General features: G+C 46.0%; 20 protein-coding genes and 1 pseudogene. 15 read left to right on the plus strand and 6 right to left on the minus strand.

Annotation, left to right across the window (positions count from 1 at the left end; translation table 11 throughout):
• The first annotated feature begins 52 nt into the window (after positions 1 to 52).
• The gene (locus HMPREF1212_RS16985; protein ID WP_046150459.1) at positions 53 to 1,846 is read left to right on the plus strand and encodes a MutS family DNA mismatch repair protein; all 1,794 of its coding nucleotides are present in this window, start codon (positions 53 to 55) and stop codon (positions 1,844 to 1,846) included.
• A 16-nt stretch (positions 1,847 to 1,862) separates the two neighbouring features.
• Here HMPREF1212_RS16985 and HMPREF1212_RS16990 read toward each other — a convergent pair whose 3' ends face one another.
• Positions 1,863 to 2,660, minus strand: a complete 798-nt coding sequence (locus tag HMPREF1212_RS16990; RefSeq protein ID WP_028727922.1) for a M48 family metallopeptidase — start codon at positions 2,658 to 2,660, stop codon at positions 1,863 to 1,865.
• A 183-nt stretch (positions 2,661 to 2,843) separates the two neighbouring features.
• On the opposite strand from HMPREF1212_RS16990, the gene argR reads away from it, so the two are divergent.
• The 5 genes from argR to HMPREF1212_RS17015 all read left to right on the plus strand — a co-directional run bounded on the left by argR (position 2,844) and on the right by HMPREF1212_RS17015 (position 7,315).
• Complete coding sequence (gene argR / locus HMPREF1212_RS16995; protein ID WP_028727923.1) at positions 2,844 to 3,287, plus strand: arginine repressor; 444 nt, start codon at positions 2,844 to 2,846, stop codon at positions 3,285 to 3,287.
• 68 nt (positions 3,288 to 3,355) lie between these two features.
• Positions 3,356 to 3,946, plus strand: a complete 591-nt coding sequence (locus HMPREF1212_RS17000; protein WP_046150134.1) for a GNAT family N-acetyltransferase — start codon at positions 3,356 to 3,358, stop codon at positions 3,944 to 3,946.
• Positions 3,947 to 4,011: 65 nt separating this feature from the next.
• Entirely contained in the window at positions 4,012 to 5,211 is a 1,200-nt protein-coding gene (locus tag HMPREF1212_RS17005) for an argininosuccinate synthase (protein WP_028727925.1), read from the plus strand.
• The gene (gene argC / locus HMPREF1212_RS17010) at positions 5,208 to 6,176 is read left to right on the plus strand and encodes an N-acetyl-gamma-glutamyl-phosphate reductase (protein ID WP_028727926.1); all 969 of its coding nucleotides are present in this window, start codon (positions 5,208 to 5,210) and stop codon (positions 6,174 to 6,176) included. Before HMPREF1212_RS17005 ends, argC begins: the two co-directional genes overlap by 4 nt.
• 11 nt (positions 6,177 to 6,187) lie before the next feature.
• On the plus strand, positions 6,188 to 7,315 hold the full coding sequence (locus tag HMPREF1212_RS17015) for an aspartate aminotransferase family protein (RefSeq protein ID WP_046150135.1): 1,128 nt from the start codon (positions 6,188 to 6,190) through the stop codon (positions 7,313 to 7,315).
• 70 nt (positions 7,316 to 7,385) lie between these two features.
• On the opposite strand, the gene HMPREF1212_RS17020 is transcribed toward HMPREF1212_RS17015, so the two are convergent.
• Positions 7,386 to 7,892, minus strand: a complete 507-nt coding sequence (locus HMPREF1212_RS17020; RefSeq protein ID WP_046150136.1) for an FKBP-type peptidyl-prolyl cis-trans isomerase — start codon at positions 7,890 to 7,892, stop codon at positions 7,386 to 7,388.
• Positions 7,893 to 8,017: 125 nt separating this feature from the next.
• On the opposite strand from HMPREF1212_RS17020, the pseudogene HMPREF1212_RS17025 reads away from it, so the two are divergent.
• The 3 genes and pseudogenes from HMPREF1212_RS17025 to HMPREF1212_RS17035 all read left to right on the plus strand — a co-directional run bounded on the left by HMPREF1212_RS17025 (position 8,018) and on the right by HMPREF1212_RS17035 (position 12,803).
• Positions 8,018 to 10,253 (plus strand): annotated as a pseudogene (locus tag HMPREF1212_RS17025) (S9 family peptidase).
• Positions 10,254 to 10,286: 33 nt separating this feature from the next.
• Positions 10,287 to 12,143 (plus strand): mechanosensitive ion channel family protein, encoded by a 1,857-nt coding sequence (locus HMPREF1212_RS17030; RefSeq protein WP_046150137.1) that lies wholly within the window; start codon positions 10,287 to 10,289, stop codon positions 12,141 to 12,143.
• Between the two features lie 102 nt (positions 12,144 to 12,245).
• On the plus strand, positions 12,246 to 12,803 hold the full coding sequence (locus HMPREF1212_RS17035; protein WP_028727931.1) for a copper resistance protein NlpE N-terminal domain-containing protein: 558 nt from the start codon (positions 12,246 to 12,248) through the stop codon (positions 12,801 to 12,803).
• Positions 12,804 to 12,889: 86 nt separating this feature from the next.
• On the opposite strand, the gene HMPREF1212_RS17040 is transcribed toward HMPREF1212_RS17035, so the two are convergent.
• Positions 12,890 to 14,080, minus strand: coding sequence for a C1 family peptidase (locus tag HMPREF1212_RS17040; RefSeq protein ID WP_028727932.1), 1,191 nt, complete (start codon positions 14,078 to 14,080; stop codon positions 12,890 to 12,892).
• 114 nt (positions 14,081 to 14,194) lie between these two features.
• On the opposite strand from HMPREF1212_RS17040, the gene proC reads away from it, so the two are divergent.
• On the plus strand, positions 14,195 to 14,998 hold the full coding sequence (proC, locus tag HMPREF1212_RS17045) for a pyrroline-5-carboxylate reductase (protein WP_028727933.1): 804 nt from the start codon (positions 14,195 to 14,197) through the stop codon (positions 14,996 to 14,998).
• A gap of 45 nt (positions 14,999 to 15,043) precedes the next feature.
• On the opposite strand, the gene HMPREF1212_RS17050 is transcribed toward proC, so the two are convergent.
• Positions 15,044 to 16,237 (minus strand): C1 family peptidase, encoded by a 1,194-nt coding sequence (locus HMPREF1212_RS17050; RefSeq protein WP_052725038.1) that lies wholly within the window; start codon positions 16,235 to 16,237, stop codon positions 15,044 to 15,046.
• Between the two features lie 82 nt (positions 16,238 to 16,319).
• Between HMPREF1212_RS17050 and HMPREF1212_RS27495 the strand changes: the two genes are divergently transcribed.
• The gene (locus tag HMPREF1212_RS27495; RefSeq protein ID WP_255353070.1) at positions 16,320 to 16,445 is read left to right on the plus strand and encodes a hypothetical protein; all 126 of its coding nucleotides are present in this window, start codon (positions 16,320 to 16,322) and stop codon (positions 16,443 to 16,445) included.
• A 503-nt stretch (positions 16,446 to 16,948) separates the two neighbouring features.
• Here HMPREF1212_RS27495 and HMPREF1212_RS17055 read toward each other — a convergent pair.
• Complete coding sequence (locus HMPREF1212_RS17055) at positions 16,949 to 18,124, minus strand: proline dehydrogenase family protein (RefSeq protein WP_046150138.1); 1,176 nt, start codon at positions 18,122 to 18,124, stop codon at positions 16,949 to 16,951.
• 89 nt (positions 18,125 to 18,213) lie between these two features.
• Positions 18,214 to 19,845, minus strand: a complete 1,632-nt coding sequence (pruA, locus tag HMPREF1212_RS17060; RefSeq protein WP_046150139.1) for an L-glutamate gamma-semialdehyde dehydrogenase — start codon at positions 19,843 to 19,845, stop codon at positions 18,214 to 18,216.
• 188 nt (positions 19,846 to 20,033) lie between these two features.
• Between pruA and HMPREF1212_RS17065 the strand changes: the two genes are divergently transcribed.
• From HMPREF1212_RS17065 to HMPREF1212_RS17080, 4 genes are all read left to right on the plus strand, one after another.
• The gene (locus tag HMPREF1212_RS17065) at positions 20,034 to 20,222 is read left to right on the plus strand and encodes a ferredoxin (RefSeq protein WP_028727937.1); all 189 of its coding nucleotides are present in this window, start codon (positions 20,034 to 20,036) and stop codon (positions 20,220 to 20,222) included.
• Positions 20,223 to 20,356: 134 nt separating this feature from the next.
• Positions 20,357 to 21,367 carry a L,D-transpeptidase gene (locus HMPREF1212_RS17070; RefSeq protein ID WP_044192213.1) on the plus strand — a complete coding sequence of 337 codons (1,011 nt, stop codon included), beginning with the start codon at positions 20,357 to 20,359 and terminating at the stop codon, positions 21,365 to 21,367.
• A 33-nt stretch (positions 21,368 to 21,400) separates the two neighbouring features.
• Positions 21,401 to 22,087 carry a murein L,D-transpeptidase catalytic domain family protein gene (locus HMPREF1212_RS17075; RefSeq protein WP_046150140.1) on the plus strand — a complete coding sequence of 229 codons (687 nt, stop codon included), beginning with the start codon at positions 21,401 to 21,403 and terminating at the stop codon, positions 22,085 to 22,087.
• 61 nt (positions 22,088 to 22,148) lie between these two features.
• Positions 22,149 to 24,521, plus strand: a complete 2,373-nt coding sequence (locus tag HMPREF1212_RS17080; protein ID WP_046150141.1) for a PDZ domain-containing protein — start codon at positions 22,149 to 22,151, stop codon at positions 24,519 to 24,521.
• Positions 24,522 to 24,526: the final 5 nt, after the last annotated feature.

Below are 24,526 nucleotides of genomic sequence, written 5' to 3' on the forward strand. Positions count from 1 at the left end.
TATTAATAACCAATTCTTAACTGGTATGTTCATTTTTTATATCTTTGTCCGCATGGAAAAAGTATACCAATATTATAAGGAAACGATTACAGCTTATACACGCCGTTCGGATAGTCTGAGAAAGAAAATGCATTTATGCGGAACGATCCGCCTGTTACTGGTAGCCGGCCTCGTGGCAGCTATATGGTTGCTGAAAGCAGAAGGCTGGCAAGTGCTGGCCGGAACAGTCGTATTGTTCATTATCCCATTCATTGCATTAATGGCTTATCATACACATCTGTCTTATTTAAAGGAATATGCAGACACCTTAGTGAAATTATGCAATGATGAATTGAAGGGGCTGGATTATGATTTCAGCGCTTTCGACGGAGCACCGGAAAAGAGTTCGGCCGACCATTCGTTCAGCCTGGATCTCGACCTGTTCGGCAACCGTTCGATCTTCCAGTCGATCAACCGGACAGTGACAGCGGTAGGGAAAGAGACGCTTATCGACTGGTTTGTCAATCCGCTGACCGACAAGCAGGAAATAGGCAAACGCCAGGAAGCCATCCTGGAACTAAGCACGCTCACCCAGCTAAGGCAACATTTCTTTGTCACCGGAAGGCTGTACCCGAAAGAAAAAGGAGACGTAAGTGCTCTGGCTTCATTGACCCGGCATACTCCCCACTTTATCACAAAGACACTTTGGAAATGCCTGATCTGGATTGTTCCCGCCATCTGGGTCGCTATATTTATAGGTTTGGCATTGGAGGTGATCGGTTTATCTGCCTTCGGAATATTCTTTGCCATTGCACTTCTTATTACGAATATCCGGGCAAAACAGATCACTGACCTTCACAACTCCGTGAATAAGATGGAAAAGATACTTTCCACCTATTCCCTGTTGATCAAAAGCATAGAAGGCGATGCTTTCAAATCGGCTGAATTGTCGGAAATAAGCAAGCTGTTTACCGGGGTAGACGGGACAGCCTCGAAAGCGTTGAAGAAGCTGTCGAAATGTATCGGAGCCCTCGACCAACGCGTCAGTTTCATCGGAATTATCCTCAACATCTTTATCTTACGCGATACCCGGACAGCCATGAGGTTGGAAAATTGGATACAACAGCATGCGGAAGACATTCCCCGTTGGTTCGATGCCCTGGGACGTTTCGACGCTTACAGTTCGCTGGGAGGATTTGCCTTCAACCATCCGGGATATATTTATCCGGAAATAGCCGATGCTTATTTCAAAATGAGCGGTAAAGCGTTGGGGCATCCGTTGCTTCGCCGCGACGTTTGTGTACGGAATGATATATCCATCGAGAAAAGTCCGTGGTTCCTGATCATTACAGGGGCAAATATGGCCGGTAAAAGTACCTATCTGCGTACTGTAGGAGTCAATTATCTGCTGGCTTGCATCGGTGCTCCGGTCTATGCCGACTCGCTGACTGTATATCCGGCCAAGATGGTGACCAGCCTGCGTACATCCGATTCATTGGTGAGCAACGAGTCTTATTTCTTTGCCGAACTGAAACGCCTGAAAATGATTATCGACCGTTTGCACCAGGGAGAAAAGTTATTTATTATCCTGGATGAAATATTGAAAGGAACCAATTCCATCGATAAGCAGAAAGGTTCGTTGGCCCTGATGAAACAGCTGGTGTCTTACCAGACCTGCGGAATTATCGCCACACACGACCTGGCGCTGGGCGAACTGGAAAAGGAATTCCCGAACCAGATAAAGAATTACCGCTTTGAAGCAGATATCACGAACGAGGAGTTGACTTTCTCTTATCAGCTTCGTGAAGGCGTTGCAGAGAATATGAATGCCTGCTTCCTGATGAAAAAAATGGGGATCACTGTGTAATCCCCATTCTATTGTCTTATTTCTTTGTCCGGTATTTTTCAATCTCCGGAAGATATCTTTTAATATCGTTTATACGAGTCGCATCGCTTGGGTGCGTACTCATAAACTCGGGAGTCGAACCATTCTTACCGGCAGACATCTTCTGCCAGAAGTTCACCGCCACTTCGGGGTTATAACCGGCCATTGCCATAAATACCAGTCCCATATAATCGGCTTCCGATTCATGTTTGCGTGAGAAAGGCAACATTACGCCATATTGTGCTCCTACCCCATAGACCGTATTGGCCACAGTCTGTACGGCTGCACTTTTATTACTTACTGCCTGTCCCAGGATAGCTGCGCCGTATTGGGTCATCAACTGCTGGCTCATGCGTTCGTTACTATGTTTGGCAACGGCATGCGCCACTTCGTGTCCTACCACGACAGCCAGTTCGTCGTCTGACGACACCAAAGGCAATAATCCTTCGTAAACTACGATCTTTCCACCAGGCATACAAAAAGCATTCACCTGATTGTCTTTCACCAGGTTAAACTCCCACTGGAAGTTTTTGATCTCGCTTTCCATTCCATTCGCCTTCAGGTAAGCTTCGGTGGCCGCTGCAATCTTCTTCCCTACCCGGGTAACCATTTCACTCTTAGCCTTATCGGTAGATTTCGTTGCCGATTTCATATAATCGCCATATTGTGTCAGGCTAGATGACAACACTTCCTGATCCGAAACAAGCAACACCTGTTTTCTTCCCGTCAAAGGCACACTACCACAACTACTTAGCAGTAAGAATACCGCCATTAATAAACCTGTTATCTTCTTCATCTCTCTCATTTAGTTTTTACTGATACAAAATTATCATTTCTTTATAAGAATAGAACAATTATAAAGGCATTTTTGCTCAAGAGATATATAGGATAAATAATTATGCAAAAAAACCGGAGCCAAATGTATATTTATTCAATTATTCACTTTATATTTGCAACCGTTTTGCATAAATATACAAACATGAGTACAAAAAAGGAACGATTGGATGCTATTTGTCGCATCATACAGACGAAGACGATATGTAATCAGGAAGAGCTGCTTAAAGAATTGGAAGCTAGCGGATTTCAGGTTACACAAGCTACTTTGTCGCGCGACATCAAGCAGCTGAAAGTAGCCAAAGTACACGATGCGAACGGAGATTATGTATATTGTCTGCCTGATTATTCAGCGTTGATACAACCAAAAAAAACACAGACACAGCATCATCCCAACATCGAATTTTCCGGCAATCTGGCTGTTGTAAAGACAAGACCGGGATATGCGATGGGCATTGCTTCGGATATCGACACCCATGCTCCGCATGAAATACTGGGGACGATAGCCGGAGACGACACGATCCTGATCATCCCGCGCGAAGGGATCAGCCGTGACAGAATAGTAAAAGCATTATCACATTTTATATAAGGGCGATAAGGGAGACTACGGATCTTCCGTTTATAAACAAAAGAAGACTAAGAACAAGCTTAAGAGAAATGGAACAAGAAACAGAAATCGATGTAATGATCGCTGATGCCTCTCATGAGGTATATGTCGACATAATTCTTGATACTATTGAGGCCGCTGCCAAAGTACGCGGAACCGGTATCGCAAAGCGTACGCATGAATATGTGGCCCAGAAAATGATTGAAGGGAAAGCAATCATTGCGTTGGCAGGGGATAAGTTTGCAGGTTTCAGTTATATAGAATCGTGGGGAAATAAACAGTATGTAACGACTTCCGGATTAATCGTTCACCCGGATTTCAGGGGGCTGGGCATTGCCAAACGTATTAAGGATATGACTTTCCAGCTGGCTCGCATGCGTTGGCCGAAAGCTAAAATATTCAGTCTGACCTCCGGGGCGGCTGTAATGAAAATGAATACGGAACTGGGATATGTACCCGTCACATTTTCCGACCTGACAGACGATGAATCCTTCTGGCGCGGTTGCAATGGTTGTGTAAACCATGACATCCTGGAACGTACAGGCCGCAAATATTGCATCTGTACAGCCATGTTGTTCGACCCGGCCGATCCGCATCGTGCCAAACGGGAAGCAGACGAGAGAAATAAAAATAATAAATAATAAAGGAGATCTTGTAAGGGCGTTTCGCGAAACACCCATACGGAACTCACAAAAACAAACAGACAATGAAAAAGAAAGTTGTAGTAGCATTCAGCGGGGGTTTGGATACCTCTTTTACCGTAATGTACCTTGCCAAAGAAAAGGGCTACGAAGTATATGCAGCTTGTGCCAATACTGGTGGCTTCAGCGAAGAACAGCTTAAACAGAATGAAGAAAACGCCTATAAACTGGGCGCAACTAAATATGTTACTATCGACGTAACAGAAGAATATTACGAAAAGAGTCTGAAATATATGGTGTTCGGTAATGTGCTGCGTAACGGTACGTACCCTATCTCCGTTAGCTCGGAACGTATTTTCCAGGCTTTGGCTATCGCCCGTTATGCCAACGAGATCGGTGCAGACGCAATCGCTCACGGCTCGACAGGTGCCGGTAACGACCAGATCCGTTTCGACATGACATTCATGGTGCTGGCTCCCAATGTAGAGATCATCACCCTGACACGTGACATGGCACTGACACGCGACTACGAAATCAATTACCTGAAAGAAAACGGTTTCGTTGCTGACTTTACCAAACTGAAATATTCTTATAACGTAGGTCTTTGGGGAACTTCCATCTGTGGTGGCGAAATCCTCGACTCAGCACAGGGCTTACCTGAAAGCGCTTACCTGAAACAGGTGGAAAAGACCGGTAGCGAAGAACTGCGCATCGAATTCAAGAAGGGTGAAATCCACGCCGTAAACGGTGAAGTATTCGAAGACAAGATCGCAGCGATCCAGAAAGTGGAAGAGATCGGTGCTGCTTACGGTATCGGCCGCGACATGCACGTAGGCGATACGATCATCGGTATCAAGGGACGTGTAGGTTTTGAAGCTGCTGCTCCCATGCTGATCATCGGTGCACACCGTTTCCTTGAAAAATATACATTGAGCAAATGGCAGCAATACTGGAAAGACCAGGTAGCCAACTGGTACGGCATGTTCCTGCACGAAAGCCAGTATCTGGAACCGGTAATGCGCGATATCGAAGCCATGTTGCAGGAATCACAGCGTAACGTGAACGGAACGGCTATCCTCGAACTTCGCCCGCTTTCTTTCTCCACCGTCGGTGTAGAATCGAAAGACGACCTGGTGAAGACTAAATTCGGTGAATACGGTGAAATGCAGAAAGGCTGGACGGCAGAAGATGCAAAAGGCTTTATCAAAGTAACTTCCACACCGCTGCGTGTGTATTATAACAACCATAAGGACGAAGAAATATGATTAAGATTGGAATTATAGGTGGTGCGGGATATACGGCAGGCGAATTGATCCGTCTGCTGCTTAATCACCCGGACGCCGAGATTACATTTGTGAATAGTACCAGTAACGCCGGAAACCGGATCACTGACGTTCATGGTGGCCTGTTTGGTGAAACCGACATGCGTTTTACCGACCAGCTTCCTCTGGAAAGCATCGACCTCCTTTTCTTCTGTACCGCCCACGGCGACACAAAGAAATTCATGGAGAGCCATACCGTTCCGGAAAACGTCAGGATCATCGACCTCAGCATGGATTACCGTATCGAAAGCGACGAACACGATTTCGTTTACGGCTTGCCCGAACTGAACCGACGACGTATCTGCAACTCCCGACACATTGCAAACCCCGGTTGTTTTGCCACTTGTATCCAGTTAGCCGTTTTGCCGCTGGCTAAACACCTGATGCTGAATTCAGAGTTGCACGTAAATGCGATCACCGGATCGACAGGAGCCGGTGTTAAGCCTTCGTCGACTTCTCATTTCAGCTGGCGAAACGATAACATTTCGATCTATAAACCGTTCACACACCAGCATCTGGCAGAGATCGGACAGAGCCTGCGCCAGTTGCAGAATAGCTTCGAAAGCAATATCAACTTCATACCGGTAAGGGGTAATTTCTCCCGTGGTATTTTTGCCACGACGTATGTAGACTGTAAAGTAAGCCTGGAAGAGATCAAACGTATCTACGAAGAGTATTACGACGATCATTCTTTCACCTTCATTACAGACAAGAATCCGGATCTGAAACAGGTGGTAAATACGAACAAGTGTCTCCTGTATCTACAGAAATATGATAACAAATTGCTGGTCGTATCTATGATCGACAACTTGTTGAAAGGAGCCAGCGGTCAGGCTGTGCATAATATGAACCTGCTGTTCGGTCTGGAAGAGACTGTTGGATTACATCTCAAACCGTCAGCTTTTTAAACAACAAGATTATGAAACTATTCGACGTATATCCTTTATTTAATATAGAGATCGTAAAAGGAAAAGGATGCCATGTATGGGATGCCGAAGGGATTGAATATCTCGACCTGTACGGCGGACATGCCGTTATTTCCGTCGGCCATAGCCATCCTACTTATGTAGCCGCTATCACCGAACAGGTTAACAAACTGGGATTCTATTCCAATTCGGTAATCAACAGCCTGCAACAAAAGCTGGCCGACAAACTGGGAAAAGCTTCCGGTTACGACGATTATTCCCTTTTCCTGATCAACTCAGGAGCGGAAGCGAATGAAAATGCCTTGAAGCTGGCTTCATTCCATAACGGTAAAAAGCGGGTGATCGCTTTCAAGCATGCTTTCCACGGACGTACTTCCGCAGCGGTTCGCGTAACGGATAATCCGAAGATCATTGCTCCGGTAAATGAAGACCTGGCCGTTACTTATCTTCCGTTGAACGATGCGGCAGCTGTTGAAGCGGAACTGCAAAAAGGGGATGTTTCTTCTGTTATCATTGAAGGTATCCAGGGTGTTGGCGGAATCCAGCTTCCGACAGATAACTTTATGAAGGAACTGCGCGACCTGTGTAGCAAATACGAGGCTTGCCTGATCCTGGACGAGATACAATCCGGTTACGGACGTAGCGGTAAATTCTTCGCCCACCAGTATGCGGATATCAAACCGGATCTGATCACTGTTGCCAAAGGTATCGGTAACGGTTTCCCGATGAGCGGTTTGTTGATCAGCCCGATGTTCAAGCCTGTTTATGGCATGCTGGGTACTACTTTCGGTGGTAACCACCTGGCTTGTGCGGCAGCTATCGCCGTATTGGACATTATGGAGAATGAGAATCTGATCGAGAATGCCGCTAAGGTTGGCGAATTCCTGATCGAAGAATTACACAAATTGCCGGGTATCAAAGAGATCCGTGGCCGTGGGCTGATGATCGGTATCGAATTTGAAGAGTCGATCAAGGAAGTACGCAGCAAACTGTTGTTTGAAGAAAAGGTATTTACAGGTGTTGCCGGAACGAACACGATTCGTCTGCTTCCCCCGCTGTGCCTGACAATGGACGAGGCTAAAGAATTCCTTGCCCGTTTCAAAAAAGTACTTAATGCTTAATTAGTTCTTTATTATAAAAAAGGCCACCAACGGATATTTCGAAGGTGGCCTTTTTCTGTTATAATATTTTTTACTGTATATTCTCAGCTCTATATCTGAATATTAATGTTGAACCAGCAACTACCGAACCGTAATCCTGATATCCATAAGCTAAAGATGCTGGCATAATAGCTTCTACAGAATCACCAACTGCAGTTTCAAGAACAACTCCACGCAAACCATATATCAAGTTATTGGCTGCAAATCTCATTGTATCATTTTTCTGAAAGTTTGTCCCATCGATCAAATGGCCTTCCAAACGAAATTTCAACACTCTGTCACCCAACGGATAATCACCACTTCCCTTACTGTCAATTACCCGGTACAAAGTTGTATCTCCATACTTCACCAATTCCTGATAAACCAACTCTCCATTAGCATCTTTTTCCTTTTTCTTTTCACGGATATACTCACGATTCTTTTCAAAATAAGCTAACTGTTCCGGAGAATATTCAAAACTATCATTGCTATTATCACAAGCGGTAAACGCACTCAACATCACCATCGCAGAACATGCGACTGCATAAATTGATCTCATTCTTCGATTTTATTTTATTATTAAATTCTTTTGAAGCCACAAAGATAATAATAAAGAGTTCCGCTTTGTTATCTCAAAGAACTTTACGTAATTTGCAAATACAGAAACAAACACAATTAATACAAATGAAACTAAATAAACTATTTGTTACCGCCGCTATTACTATTTGTTGCAGCAGTTTGTGTAGCGCTCAAAAAACACTTGAGCTGGAAGATGTACTTAGTGGAAAACTTATTCAGACCAAAGGCGTAGGCGCCATGAACTGGTTGAAAGACGGGGAGCGCTACAGCCGTCTGGAACAAAACAAAGAAGAAGGAGGAATGGATGTCGTAGCCTACCGTGCCAAAGACAATGCCCGTGAAGTGATTATCCCCCTCTAGTATGTTTACAGATAAATCGACCGGCAAGAAGATCGGCATGGGAAGATTATCGTGGAGTAATGACAATGATAAAGTATTGATCTTCAATAATACGAAACGTGTATGGCGTTATGATACCCGTGGCGATTACTGGGTGCTTTCCCTGCATGACGGCAACCTGCGCCAATTGGGAAAAGGCCTGCCCGAATCATCCATGATGTTTGCCAAGTTCTCGCCCGACGGGACAAGGGTTGCTTATGTCTCCAACAATAACATTTATGTGGAAGATATAAACACCGGCAAAATAACCCGGCTGACGGATGATGGAAGCCAAACGATCGTAAACGGGACGTTCGACTGGGTATACGAAGAAGAATTCAGTTGCCGCGACGGTTTCCGCTGGAGCCCGGACGGTAAATATATCGCCTACTGGCAAAGCGACACGAAAGGAACCGGCGTATTCGACATCATCAACAATGTCGACTCGATCTATGCATCCATCCTGCATTTCCCCTACCCCAAGGCAGGTACCAGCAACTCGGCCGTAAAAGTGGGTTACGTTCCGGCCGAAGGAGGGACAACCACTTGGATCAATATTCCGGGGGATGCTCGTAACAACTATATTCCACGTATGGAGTTTATCCCGGAAAGCAACGAACTGTTCATCCAGCAACTGAACCGGGAACAGAATACCAACAAGGTATGGATTGCCCGGATAGGCAGCGCCACACCCGAAAATATCTTTACAGATAAGGATGCCGCCTGGCTCGACACGAACGACAATATCCTGTGGCTGAAAAACAACCGGTATTTCACCTGGGAAAGCGAACGCAGCGGATGGCGCCATCTGTACCGCATCAGCCGCGACGGTAAGGAGATCGTACCTGTTACCCAGGGAGACTTCGATTATATCGAACCGGTAGGCAGCGATCTTCAGAAAGGATTGGTTTATTTCATCGCTTCGCCCGACAATTACACACAACGCTACCTGTACAGTGCCAACCTGTTCGGGAAAGGGGAAGTAAAACGCCTCAGCCCGGAAAGCCAACCCGGACAGCACCGTTATAATATGTCACCCACCGGCAAATGGGCCGTACATACGTATAGCAACTCGGTAACACCACCTATCATCGACATGGTATCATTCCCGAAAAACCAATCCGTACGCATGATTGAAGACAATGCGAAAGCCAAAGAACAATACAACGCGCTGGGTCTGAACCCGAAAGAGTTCGTCAAAGCGAAATCCGGCGATCTGGAACTCGACGTTTGCATGATTAAGCCTATCGGCTTCGACCCGTCAAAGAAATATCCGGTAATCATCGAGGTTTACGGTGAACCGGCCGGATCGACCGTACAGGATGTATGGGGCGGCGGCGACCTGTGGACACAGTATATGGTCAACCAGGGATATATCTACGTCAGCATCGAAAACCGGGGAGCCAATGCACCGCGCGGACGCGAATGGCGCAAATGCATCTACGGAGAGGTCGGGACATTTGCTTCCGAAGACCAGGCACGGGGCATACAGGATCTCGCCAAACAATTTTCGTTCATCGACCCGACCCGTATCGGCATCACCGGATGGAGCGGCGGCGGTAGCCAGACATTGAACTGCATGTTCCGGTATCCGGAAATATTCCATACGGGTATCGCCATCGCATTCGTTGCCGACCAACGCTTATACGATACGATCTATCAGGAACGTTACATGAATACCCCTCAAAACAATCCGGAAGGTTACCGCAAGGGCTCTCCTATTTCCTATACCGAAGGATTGAAAGGAAACTTATTGCTGATACATGGAACCGGAGACGACAACGTACATTACCAGAACTGCGAAATGCTGGTAAACGAACTGGTGAAACACGGAAAGATCTTCAGCCAGATCAGTTACCCGATGCGCAGCCACGGTATCTACGAACGCGAAGGAACGACATTGCATCTGCGGAAGAGCATGGCCGACTACTGGTTGAAACATTTACCGGCCGGCGGCAAATAAATACATATAATTAAAGCTTAGAGTAAAAACACAATGAAACGTTTGATGTTATGCATTGCCGTATTGTCGGCGATATTCCTTATGCCGTCCCGGGCTACGTCACAGATACGGGAAAAGGCGGAAGGATTACTGAATGCTGTTATTACAGAGAACAAAACGAACGAAGCAGTCGTCGACTCGTCGGCGGCTTTCGAAGAAAAACGGCGGCAGGATTCCATCCGGATGCAGGAACTCGAACTTCAGTTGCAGGAAATGAAACTGAACGAGATAATGCTGCGAACCGAACTGAACGATGCGCTGAATATGCACATAACTACCGACTCGCTTAAGAGGGAAGAACAACGCCGCAGCATCGACTCGCTGCGGACGCTGACTCCCGGCGTACCGCTTATCATCGACAGCGACACCCTTCTCACTTTCTATGCCAAAAGAGGCGGTGTATCTGCCTACGACCGGGCGGAGAACGCGGTTAACATGATCCTGAAAATCGGTAAAGACCTCAGCCTGAAAACAGACTCCGTACATATATTCAACAGCGAATACCAGACCGATATCATGTATGGGGAAAAAGTGATACTGAGTGTCACAGACCAGGACGCCCTTTGGTTAAATACGGAAAGGGAAGTCCTGGCTAAAAAATACCAGTCCGTTGTCAACGATAAGATCGTATCGCTGAAAAAAGAACACGGCTTGCTTCAGGTTGTCAAACGGGTGGCGTTATTCGTGCTGGTACTGGTTGTCCAGTATCTGTTCTTCAAGCTGACGAACTATCTGTTCAAAAAGCTACGCCGAAAGATCATCTGGCTGAAACAGAACAAGCTCCATTCCATCACCATACGCGATTATGAATTCCTGAATACCCACCGGCAAGGTAGGATACTTATATTCCTGAATAATATCCTGCGTTATATCGTACTGCTGATACAACTTATGTTCAGTGTCCCGATGCTGTTTGCCATATTCCCGCAGACGGAGAACCTGGCAATGAAGTTATTCACTTATATTATTGAACCGATCAAAATGGTTCTTAAATCGGTTATTGAATATATCCCCAATCTATTCATTATCATTGTCATCTACTACTGTGTAAAATATATCATCAAAGGTATCCAATACATAGCGAACGAAATAGAGAGTGAGAAGCTGAAGATCACCGGGTTCTATCCGGACTGGGCGCAACCTTCCTTCAATATCATACGTTTCCTGCTGTATGCTTTTATGATCGCAATGATCTATCCTTATCTGCCGGGCTCCGACTCCGGTGTATTCCAGGGTATATCGGTCTTTGTCGGACTGATCGTATCGCTGGGATCGAGTACGGTGATCGGTAATATCATTGCAGGGCTGGTCATTACCTATATGCGTCCGTTCAAACTCGGCGACCGCATCAAATTGAACGAGACAACCGGTAACGTGATCGAGAAAACGCCGTTCGTGACCCGTATCCGTACGCCCAAGAATGAAGTGGTTACGATCCCGAACTCTTTCATCATGTCGTCACATACGGTCAACTACAGTGCTTCCGCCCGGCAGTTCGGCCTGATCATCCACTCGACAGTCAGTATCGGTTACGATATTCCCTGGCGGCAGGTTCATCAGCTGCTGATCGATGCAGCCCGTTCAACGCCGGGCGTTTTGCCGCATCCGAAGCCTTTCGTGCTGGAAACGGAACTACAGGATTATTACCCCTGCTACCAGATCAACGCATATATAAAAGAGGCCGACCAGTTATCGCAGATCTATTCAGACCTGCACCAGAACATACAGGACACGTTCAACGAGGCCGGTATAGAGATCATGTCGCCTCATTATTTTGCCGGACGCGACGGAAGTGCGACCACCATCCCTTCCGAATATCTGCAAAAGCCGGACGAGCCGGATAAAAAGTAAGAAACAGCCTGTTATATAGTTAAAAAAGTCCTCCTGCAAAACAAAATGCAGGGGGACTTTTGTTATATCGGCAAAGTCACTAATAAATAAAAATGCAGAATAATGAAAAAGTATTTTATCGCAGTAGCAGCTCTGGCTTTACTAGCTGCATGTAGTGGGAAGAAAACAGCCGAACCCGCTTTAATAGAAGAAGAAAGTGTCGCAGTAGCAGAAGCAGTGCCCGATGCACCGGCTTTACCTGAAGTAACGGGGAAAACGAGCAAGCCTGTGAATATGCGCGACTCGCTGAAGGTCGATCCTAAAAAGGGTTCTGTCATTCAGAAAAAATATAAAGGCACATTCCCTGCAGCAGACGGCCCAGGCATTGTTTATGACCTGACTTTATTCTATCAGCAGGACAGCGACGACGGCGTTTATGAAATGGATGCCACCTACCTGGAAGCTGAGAACGGACAGGATAAGACTTTCTCCTCTACCGGTAAACGCAAAGTGAAAAAAGGTACTCCGGTCGATGCGGAAGCGGTTGTTTACGAATTGATCCCAAGCGACGGCAGCATGGAATTTTACTTCCAGGCAGAAGGCGACAGCCTGACCTTGCTGAACCAGGATTTACAGAAAGCAGCATCAGATCTTAATTACACCCTGATACTGGTTCCATAAAGAAGCACATCTTTGTATAAATAGAAAAGAGGCGCCCCAACTCCTACCGGGGAACGCCTCTTTTTGTTTTATCTTCCGAGATTGAATTATTTCAAGCCCAACTTCGCTTTGATCGCTTTAGGCAGTGCATCTTTGTGAACAACGATAGTCATAGTCTTGTAAGCTACGAACGGTTCAGAAGCATACCATGTTCCTTTATATTTGTTGTCAGTTCCCCATGAGTTTTTTACCATGTAGAACTTTTTACCATTCTGGTCTTTTGCGATACCGTAGATCAACATACCGTGGTCGTCGGTAGTCTGATAATTGTCATAATCCTTCTGACGCATTTCCTGGGTAACAGTCAGTTCCTTGCAACCCGGTTTTTCGATCATCTTACGGATTTCAGCATCCTTTTCAGTCTTGCTCAAGCCGACCCATTTGTCCTGATCCGAACCGGATGTTTCAATAGAAGTAACATCGGCGGCAATCGCTATACCGTTACGTGTAAATCCTTTTTCACTTACATCGGAAGCCCATGCGATAGAATAACCGGTATTGATCGCATTATCCATCACCTGCATCAGTTCATCCAACGGAAGGTTGTATGAAAGATCCCAACGCCAGTTATCCTGCACTTCGATAGGGAATGCAGTGTAGAAAGGCTGGTGTGTATAAGAAGTAAGAGAGATATAATCGTCGATATTCAAGCCCAGTTCTTTTCCGAAACTTTCCGGAGTATATTCTTTTCCGTTGTAAGTGAACTTTTCGGGAACTGCACCCAGGTATGAGTCGATAATTCCATCAAAACCTTTCTTCCAGACAGGAGATAACTTACCGTTCGGGTTCTTGATAATTGTGTTTACATAAGAGATAGCCAGGCTTTCCAGCTCGCCGTGTACATGCTGGCTTTCACCATACTGCAATCCGTTCATTACCGATTCGGGAACCGCACCGTAATGTTTGGTAGCATACAGCACATCACCGAACGATCCACCCTGTGCAAAGTTCAGGCAACCATGCAGGCGCACAAATTTGTCTGCCTTATCTTTATAGGAATGACTTACGACAAACATTTCCGAAAGGTCGAACTCCCCTTTTCCCATACGCAGCAATTCAGCTTCAAGGAAACCGATACCGGAAAAAGACCAGCATGTTCCTGTACGGTTCTGATTCTTAACCGGAGTAATTTTCAACTCTTTCACGGGAGTAAACACATATTCTTCCGTTTCCTGTGCTCCTACTGAAGTAGAAAGCATACAAGCCAGCATCAGACTGGCAACAATAAGTTTCTTCATCTTTTGTTTTCGATTTTATTAGCAATTATACATTTTGTGACAAATGTACGGGTTTTATTCCTTTTTTCCATACTTTTGCATCTTACGATTTTACAATAAAAAATTAACGGAGACATGAAAATTACGATTATCGGAGCCGGAAGTATCGGCGGTGCCATTGCCAAGGGACTGGCAAAAGGAAATATGTTCAAAGCATCGGACATAACCTGTACGGCACAGTCGCAAGCCACATTGGATAAAATGAAAGCGGCCAACCCTGACTTTGTGTTGTCGCTCAACAACATAGAAGCAGTAAAAGGAGCAGACATTATCGTCATTGCAGTAAAACCCTGGCGGGTGGAAGAGATCATCGACCAGATAAAGGGAGTTCTCGATTACGACAAACAAGTGATCGTTTCGGTAGCTGCCGGCATCACCTTCGATACGCTGAATTCGTATCTCACTAAAAACACCAGTTATGAAGACTGGGTTACTCCGGCTCTTTTCCGTATTATGCCCAACACCGCTATCGAGGTATTGAGCAGTATGACTTTCGTCTCCGCCCATAACGCGACACCGGAGCAATCCGAACTGATAATAAATATATTCAATGAGCTTGGTAATGCGATGTTGGTAGAAGAACGCCTGATGGGTGCCGGTACTGCACTGGCTTCCAGCGGTATCGCTTTCGCCCTTCGTTATATCCGTGCTGCTATTGAAGGCGGTGTCGAATTGGGTTTCTATCCGAAGCAGGCACAGGAAATCGTTGTCCACACCGTAAAAGGGGCTACCGACCTGTTACTGGAAAACAAAAGCAATCCGGAAATGGAAATCGACAAGGTTACCACTCCCGGCGGTATCACAATCAAAGGACTGAATGAAATGGAACTATCCGGTTTCACCTCTTCTGTCATCAGAGGATTGAAAGCCAGTAAATAAAAATAAAAAAGGACGCCTTCAACAGCGTCCTTTTTATTCTCTATATTATTTAATACCTATTTTTGTCTTGATCGCTTTGGGAAGGGCGTCTTTGTGAACGACAATATCCAGTGTCTTATAAGCCACAAACGGTTCTGATACATACCATGTACCTTTATATTTGTTATCAGTTCCCCAGGAATTCTTTACCATATAGAACTTTTTACCATTCTGATCTTTTGCGATACCGTAGATCTGCATTCCGTGATCGTCCGTTGTCTGATAGTTATCATACTCTTTCTGACGCATTTCCTGAGTAATGGTCAGCTCCTTACATCCCGGCTTCCCGATCATCTTCTTGATCTCCTCCTCTTTTTCCGATTTGCTCAGACCGACCCATTTGTCCTGATCCGAGCCGGCAGTCTCGATAGAAGCCACATCAGCAGCGACGGCAATACCGTTACGGGTAAACCCTTTTTCACTGACGTCAGAGCCCCATACAATCGTGTAACCGGTATTGATCGCGTTATCTATTACTTGCATCAGTTCATCCAAAGGCAGGTTATAGGCTGACTCCCAGCGCCAGTTATCTTCCAGTTCAAGAGGAAACGCTGTATAGAAAGGATGATGTGTATAAGATGTCAAAGAAACATAGTCGTCCATATTCAGCCCCAGTTCATCTCTGAAACTCTTTGGAGTATATTCTTTTCCGTTATAAGTGAACTTCTCCGGTATTTCCCCCAGGTAGGCATCTACGATACCATCCAACCCTTTCTTCCAGGCTGTAGATAGCTTCCCGTTCGGATTTTTAATCACGGTATTTACATAAGAGAGTGCCAGCCCTTCCAGTTCGCCATGTACGTGCTGGTCTTCACCATACTGCAACCCGGTCATTACCGACTCAGGAACGATACCGTAATGCTCGACTGCATACAGCACATCGCCGGAAGAACCCCCTTGCCCAAAATTCAAACAGCCATGCAAACGGACAAACTTATCGGCCTTGTCCTTATAAGAATGGTTTACCACAAACATTTCAGACAAGTCATATTCGCCTTTCCCCATACGTAGCAACTCAGACTCCAGAAAGCCGATCGCAGAGAAAGACCAACAGGTGCCGGTACGGTTCTGGTTCTTTACAGGAGTAATTTTCAATTCTTTTACCGGAGTGAATACATATTCTTCCTCCTCTTGTGCTTCGGCATTAGTCACAGAAAACGCACAAGCCAGCAAAAAGCCGGCTGCAATAAGTTTGTTCATCTTTTGTTTTCGATTTAAAAGCTTTATATATTTTGCAGCAAATGTACGGGTTTTATTCCTTTTTTCCATACTTTTGTATGCTATGATAAATGCAAATCCGAATGATTATTCTTTTACGGTAGTTACACCTGCGGCAACTACGTGGAGCATGACCAACGGATCGAATTTGGAATACCGACTTACTAACCGGCAGAAGCCGGGAAACTAATTCATTCCTCCCTACTAACTAATTGAAATGTAAGGACTTCTTATTGCCAAGGTGTACAGGATAGCCAGCCAAGGTGTACAGGATAATCCATCAGGGTGTACAGGATAATCGATTATCCTGTACAGGGTAGTTATACTAAGTAAGGAGTTAACAATTAGTTTATTATAGGGTTTGATTTACTTAGACCGGAAGGGAGCAATAGTTTCAGAAGTGATACATGATAAAACATCTTTTATACACAATGTTTTCAGTATTTATTTGCCATTTGCAATATACTTCTATAACATCCTATCAATAAGCACAATAAGACATGGCAAATAACTATTCTATTTGCCATACTATTTGCCATTTGCCATCATCCCTCTTACGGTTGATTATGGCAAATGACAAATAACATTGCAAACAAAAAAAGTATTTGCAATAGCATATATAATTGTTTAACAACACATTGCATCGGCATATTGCAAATGGCAAACAAAATACCGAAAACATTCTGTGAGTGTTTATCGATTCACCTTCTTACGCCGGTTCAGTTCGGCCTGCAACATTTTCAGTTCGCGGCTGGTTTGTCCTGCTACCGAAGTATTTTCTTCGGCACGGCGGATCAGGTAAGGCAATACGTCTCTTACCGGAGCATAAGGGACATACTTGGTTACATTATATCCTTCATTAGCCAGATTGAATGAGATATTATCGCTCATCCCCAGCAACTGGGCAAAGAAGATACGGGAATCATTCCGTTTAATGCCTTTTTCGTCCATCAGGCGGGCCAACTTATAGTTACTTTCCTCGTTGTGCGTTCCCATAAACATCTCGAAATGTTCCAGATGATCCATCGTGAAACGGACAGCTTCGTCGTAATTATCGTCAGTGGCCTTTTTATCCTTGCAGATCGGATCGGGATAACCCAAAGCCGCAGCACGCGCACGCTCTGCTTCCATATAAGCACCACGCACAAACTTCACACCGGCGATATATCCCTTTTCTTTAGCATCATCCAGAATACGACGCAAATAAGGCATACGGTCGTGCCGATACATCTGCAAAGTTGCAAATACGATCGCACGTTTTTTATTGTATTTACGCATCGCCTCGTCTGTCAGTTCGTCCAAAGCATCCTGAAAACAGTAATCTTCGGCATCCACAATCAGACGGACATCGTTATCGTAAGCACGCTGGCAGAAAGCCATGAAGCGTTCTTTAAATTCACGGAAAGCCTTTACTTCTTCTATGGTCAGCTCACTGCGTTTCTCTGAAGCTTTGGCAAGCAGTTCATCGGTCGTAATAGTAGAAGGCTTGAATACGGCATAAGCCAGATTGTCGTTGCCTTTGGCAAAATCGATCGACCGCATTGTTTCTTCGAATGTAGCCTGGATGCCTTCGGGAGTTTGTTCGCCTTCGGCAGAGAAGTCGAGGGTAGAGAGCACATTGAACTGGCGGAGATGGTTGATAGCTTTGGTGCAGTCCTGCAATGTTTCACCTCCTACAAATTGCTTGTATAAAGTCGGCTTAACAGCCCATGCCAGAGGGAAATGGATCTTCAGAGCGATATTACTACCGATACTGGCACATTTTACCAACCACGGATATTTGATTGTGTTGAATAGTAAGTAAGCGTTTTTCAGTTCAGACTGCGATTTAGAAGAAAAAGCAATCTCGGTATTATTAAAGTCTAACATAGTATCTGATTTTTAAAAGGTCACAGCCAGCAACCGGCAATTCCGAAACATACGTTTCAAGCTACCGATTGCCAACTGTTTTATTGTGTTTATTTTTCACCTAAGAACGGATAACCGTAAGACGTCGGTGGGACTAAAGCCTCTTTGATACAGCGAGGATTCGTCCAGCGGATCAGGTTCAACGGGCCACCTGCCTTATCGTTTGTACCGGAAGCTCTCGAACCTCCGAACGGTTGCTGTGCAATAACGGCACCAGTCGGTTTATCGTTGATATAGAAGTTACCGGCTGCATAACGCAGTTTGTTGAAAGCCATATCGATAGCAAAGCGATCCCGTGAGAAGATCGAACCGGTCAGGCCGTAAGGAGAAGTCTGATCGCAGATTTCCAGGGTTTCTTCAAACTTGCTGTCTTCATATACATAGATTGTGATTACCGGGCCGAAGATCTCTTCCACCATCGATTTGAAGGCCGGGTTTGTTGTCTGGATGACAGTCGGTTCAATAAAGTAACCTACCGACTTATCCCCGTTGCCACCAAATACGATCTCTGCATCCGGAGCTTGTTTAGCATAGTTGATATATCCCATGATATTATCGAACGACGGCTCGTCGATAACGGCATTTATAAAGTTAGTGAAGTCCTGTACGTCACCCATCTTGATTTCTTTCAGCATGGCACCCACCATATCCTTCACTTCATTCCACATGGAAGCAGGGATATAGGCACGCGAACCGGCAGAACATTTCTGTCCCTGATATTCGAACGCACCGCGTACAATGGCTGTTGCCACATCTGCCGCCGGAGCTGAAGGATGGGCGAAGATAAAGTTCTTACCACCTGTTTCGCCTACGATCTTCGGATACGATTTATAATGTCCCAGGTTTTCACCCATCTGGCGCCATAGCGTATTGAAGGTAGAGGTAGATCCGGTGAAGTGGAAACCTGCCAGATCGCGGCTGGCTGTAACAACCTTACCGATCACGCTTCCCTGCCCCGGGATAAAGTTTACGACACCATCCGGAAGTCCGGCTTCCTGGAATACTTTCATCAGCAAATAGTTTGAATGGATAGCCGTTGTAGACGGTTTCCATACCGCAACGTTACCCATCATGGCCGGCCCCATATTCAGGTTGCTGGCAATCGAGGTGAAGTTGAACGGAGTCAATGAGAAAACGAAACCTTCCAAAGCACGGTATTCCATACGGTTCAGGATACCTGTTTCGGAATAAGGCTGGTCTGCATATACCTGGCTTGCATAGAATGTACTGAAACGCAGGAAGTCGATCAGTTCACAAGGAGCATCGATCTCCGCCTGATAGGGGTTCTTGCTCTGTCCCAGCATCACGGACGCATTCAACAGATAACGGTATTTAGTAGCGAAGAGTTCTGCCACCCGCAACATTACCGAAGCACGTTCTACCCAGGGAAGTTCCGACCATTCCTTATGCGCTTTCATGGCGGCGTCGATAGCCATTTGCACTTCTTTTTCTCCGGCTTTATGATAAGTGGCCAGTACATGATGATGATCATGCGGCATAACAACTTTTCCGGTATTACCTGTACGGATTTCTTTTCCTCCGATGATCAATGGAATATCCCATTCTTCATTCGATAATTGAGCTAACGTGCTTTTTAATGCTGCTTTTTCACTTGATCCGGGAGCATACGATTTTACCGGTTCATTAATAGGCTTAGGAAATCTAAAAATAGCGTTATCCATGTTGTTTTTAGTTTATGAATAGTTAATCAAAGATTTTATTGCTGTAAACGTAATCAAATAATTTTAATTCATAGCTCCTTAAGCGTTAAATTAGTTTTAAACGAAGATGATTTCGTGTCTTATTTACATCAACCATTTTACCCCTTGATTTGTTATACTTGTATAAATCATCTTTAATGTATACAACTATGGCAATTAAAAGTGTTTGGATAGAAGAAGACTGTATCGCCTGCGGTACTTGCGAAGGCATCTGCCCGGAAGTTTTTCACGTAACCGACCGTTCCCACGTGAATGAGGGCGTAGACTTTAACGATTACGAAGAAGGAATCAAGGAAGCGGCCGAAAGCTGTCCGGTAAGCGTTATTAAATATGATTGATGGGACAGATGTCTCATTTATGTTAGCAGAGTAAAAAGTGGAGAGGTTATTCCGGATGGGATAACCTCTTTTCCTGATAAACCGGTGGATATGTCAATAATAAAATGTATATTCACCCTAAAAAGAAACCAAGCATGAAAAGAGCTGTTATATTTCCGGTATTTTGTCTTGTCGCCCTTAGCCTCAGCTATTGTACGATGAAGACGGACAAGCCGGTGCCGGATGAACTATCGGTGCCGGACTCGACTGTCACCGAAGTGGTGGAAGAAGTCGAAGCGGCTCCCAAAGAGATCATCATCGAAAAGGAACTGCTTTACGACCAGCATACACTGGCCGACAGTTATCCTTATAAAGATACCACCCGCGAATTCCAATGGGATAAGATACGCGAACGGCTCACCTGGCTCGAGTCTACCCAACGGGAACCGGCCACCTGGTCGATCCTGCAGAATTACAGGAATAAGAACGGGGAAGCTCCGCTGGTCAGGAACTATCACCGCGACTCCTACCGACGGATCGCCGACTCATTGGGAGTGGAACGTTTCCAGGGCGTACCGCTTTATCTCCCGGCCGATACCGCCGTACCCGAACTCTATGGCCGCGACGGTGCATTGGTTAAACATCTGGAAGATTACACAAACTTTATAAAAGTGGCTTCCGTCCATACCGGAAAAGAATGGATGGTGCCCCGCAAATATATCGAAACTATAGCCGACACGGTCGTATTCAAAAAAGCGATCTTCGTCGATACCAAGAACCAGAATATAGCCACCCTCGAACATATAGGGGATAAATGGCTGGTCAGGAGCATGAATCCGGCAACCACCGGATTACACAGGCCGCCTTATGCCCAGGAAACCCCTCCCGGCATTTTCGTTATCCAGGAAAAGAAACCCCGGATGATCTATCTGGTGGACGGGACGACGGAGACCGGTGGTTTTGCTCCTTACGCCAGCCGTTTTACCAATGGCGGATATATTCACGGCGTACCGGTCAACGCGCCGAGGAAAACGCTCATCGAGTTCAGCCCGTCGCTGGGAACCACTCCCCGCTCCCACATGTGTGTGAGGAATGCCACTTCACATGCTAAATTTATTTACGACTGGGCACCGATCGAGGAGACGCTGGTTTTTGTTTTCGATTAAATATTTTACCTTTGTGATCTGATTCACACAGACATGCACAAAGTTTTCTTATATCTGTTCCTTTTATTCATCCCGGCGAGCTTCTCTTCCATGAGTCGTCCGGAGTCCCGCACGTCCGTAACTTCAAGCTGCCGGCAGTTATATGTCGAAATGGAGCTGGATGGAGTAGTCAATTATGCAGCATTCGAGCAGGCTGTGGCCGGTTATAATAAGATCACACAAAAAGATAAAGAGATTCTGACCCTGGTCGATTTCAGCAAACCTTCCACGGAAGAACGTTTTTATGTGTTCGATATGAGACATAAGAAACTGTTGTTCTCCTCACTGGTTTCACACGGGAAGAATAGCGGGGGGAATTACGCGACTTCTTTCTCCAACGAGAACGGTTCGCTTAAAAGTTCTCTGGGATTTTTCCTGACTGAAAATACTTATCAGGGGAAAAACGGGTATTCACTGGTGCTTAACGGGCTGGAAAAAGGAATCAACGACCGTGCCAAAGAGCGGGCAATCGTTATCCACGGAGCGGCTTATTCCAATCCTTCCGTCATTGCTTCTTCCGGTCGGCTGGGCCGTAGCTTCGGCTGTCCTGCCCTCCCGCAATCGGTCAGCAAACCGATCATTAATACGATCAAAGGCGGTTCCCTGTTGTTCATTTATGCCAATAACAAGAATTATCTCAGCTATAGCCCTATTCTGTCTGAACGGGTAGCAACGATGTGATCGGTTTATCAGAAGAAAAGAGATAGAACACACTTATATAGGAATTTAAATCTAATTAGTAATGAAAAGCAATGTACTGAAAGCCTCATTGGCCTTACTGCTAGCCTTTACAACACTACCGATATCGGCGCAATCCGAGTTTTATGTTTCCCCGGAAGGGAAAGCCGATGGCGACGGAAGTGCCCGGAATCCATTCAACCGTATTCCGGCGGCTTTGGAAAAAGCCCGGACGGAAAAGGGTGAAATTGTTATTTATTTACGGGAAGGGAAGTATATTCTCGACAAACCGGTCGTTTTCACTTCGCAGGATGGGAACGACACCCGGCAATTATCCGTAAAAGCCTATCCTGGCGAACAGGTCGTCCTCTCAGGGGGAATACCTTTGAACCTGCAATGGGAACCTTATAAGAAAGGGATCATGAAAGCGAAAGTAAACGGTAGTCCGGTTATGGATATGCTGGTTGCCGACGGACAATTGCGTCATTTGGCCCGCTTCCCGAACTTCGACGAGAAAGCCGTCCGTTTCAACGGGACTTCCGCCCAGGCTACCGCTCCCGAACGGGTAAAAAAATGGAAAAATCCGGCCGGTGGTTATTTACATGCCATGCATAAACACGACTGGGGAGATTTCCATTACCGCATCACCGGAAAAAATAAAAAAGGGGAATTATCGATGGAAGGCGGCTGGCAAAACAACCGTCAGTTGGGAATACATCCGGACAACCGGATGGTGGAAAATATATTTGAAGAACTGGACGCTCCCGGCGAATGGTTCTACGCTGCCGACGAACAGGTTCTATACTACTACCCGCTCGAGGGTGAAAACGTATCCGAAGTCCTCTTCGAATCTCCGCAGCTCAAACACCTGATCGAATTCCGGGGAACAGAAGCCGATCCGGTAAAGAATATCACGCTTGACGGACTGGAACTGACGCAGACCCTCCGCACCTTTATGGAACCTTACGAGCAACTGCTCCGCTCGGACTGGTCGATCTACCGGGGAGCGGCGGTGTTCTTTGAAGGAACGGAACATTGTGCCTTGCGTAATGCTTACCTGCATAACCTGGGAGGGAATGCCGTATTCTTCTCCAACTACAACCGCCATTCGGAAGTATCCGGTTCGCACCTGACGCAGATCGGAGCCAGTGCGATCTGCTTCGTCGGCGATCCGGCCGGCGTTCGTTCACCGAGTTTCGAATACGGCGAGTTTGTCCCGTACGATGAGATCGATCCGGGTAAAGGCCCCAAAAACAATAATTATCCGGCACAATGTCTCGTATACGACAATCTGATCCATTCGATCGGCCTCTACGAAAAGCAGATCACAGGCGTCGAGCTGTCCATGTGCCAGGCAATCACCGTCAGCCACAACAGTATCTACGACACTCCCCGCGCCGGGATCAATATCAGCGAAGGAACCTGGGGCGGCCATATCCTGGAGTTCAACGACATATTCGATACGGTCAAGGAAACAGGCGACCACGGTTCTTTCAATTCCTGGGGACGCGACCGCTACTGGCATCCGAAATACAAGGAGATGGAGTCGATTGCAGCCAAAGATCCCGCCTTGATCCTGGCTGATGCCACCCAGACGACCATCATGAGGAACAACCGCTTCCGTTGCGACCGGGGATGGGATATCGACCTCGATGACGGTTCAAGCAACTACCATATATATAATAACTTATGCCTCAACGGTGGGATCAAGTTAAGGGAAGGTTTCTACCGGGTAGTAGAGAATAACATCATGATCAACAACTCTTTCCACCCGCACGTCTGGTTCAATAACAGCGGCGATGTCTTTACACGCAATATCGTGATGACCGAATATAAACCGATCAGCGTGCGCGAATGGGGATTGATGGTCGACTACAATATCTTTACGGACAGCATGTCGTACGCGGCAGCAATCAAAAATAAGACGGATGAACATTCGATCGTCACCTCCGTACAATTCCTCAATCCGTCGGAAGGAGATTTCACTGTTCCCGACGATTCCGAAGCAATCACAAAAGGCGGTTTCCATAACTTTGTCATGGATCAGTTCGGCGTAGTCTCTCCCCGCCTGAAAGCGATCGCACACACACCCAAGATGCCGACACCGATCATGATCGCCGACCATGCCGGCAGCGACATCACCGACTGGTGCGGTGCCACGATCAAAAGTCTACAGACACTGGGCGAACGTTCGGCTACGGGAATGGACTCGGAACGGGGCGTATACGTTATTTCGGTCAATGCATTGGGTGGCAAGCTGCGGGATTATATCCGTCCTAACGACGTAATCGTCCGGATAGGGACAACTCCGGTCAATAACCTCCGGGAGATGCAGGAAGTACTTCAAAAGGTCGATAAATCGAAAGAGGTCGAATTTATTATCTTCAGGACACAAAAGGAAAACAAGATCGTTATTCCCGGTAAGTTGCTGGATTAAGATAG

This window comes from Parabacteroides sp. HGS0025 (assembly GCF_000969845.1).
In the GTDB taxonomy this organism is placed as follows: domain Bacteria; phylum Bacteroidota; class Bacteroidia; order Bacteroidales; family Tannerellaceae; genus Parabacteroides; species Parabacteroides gordonii.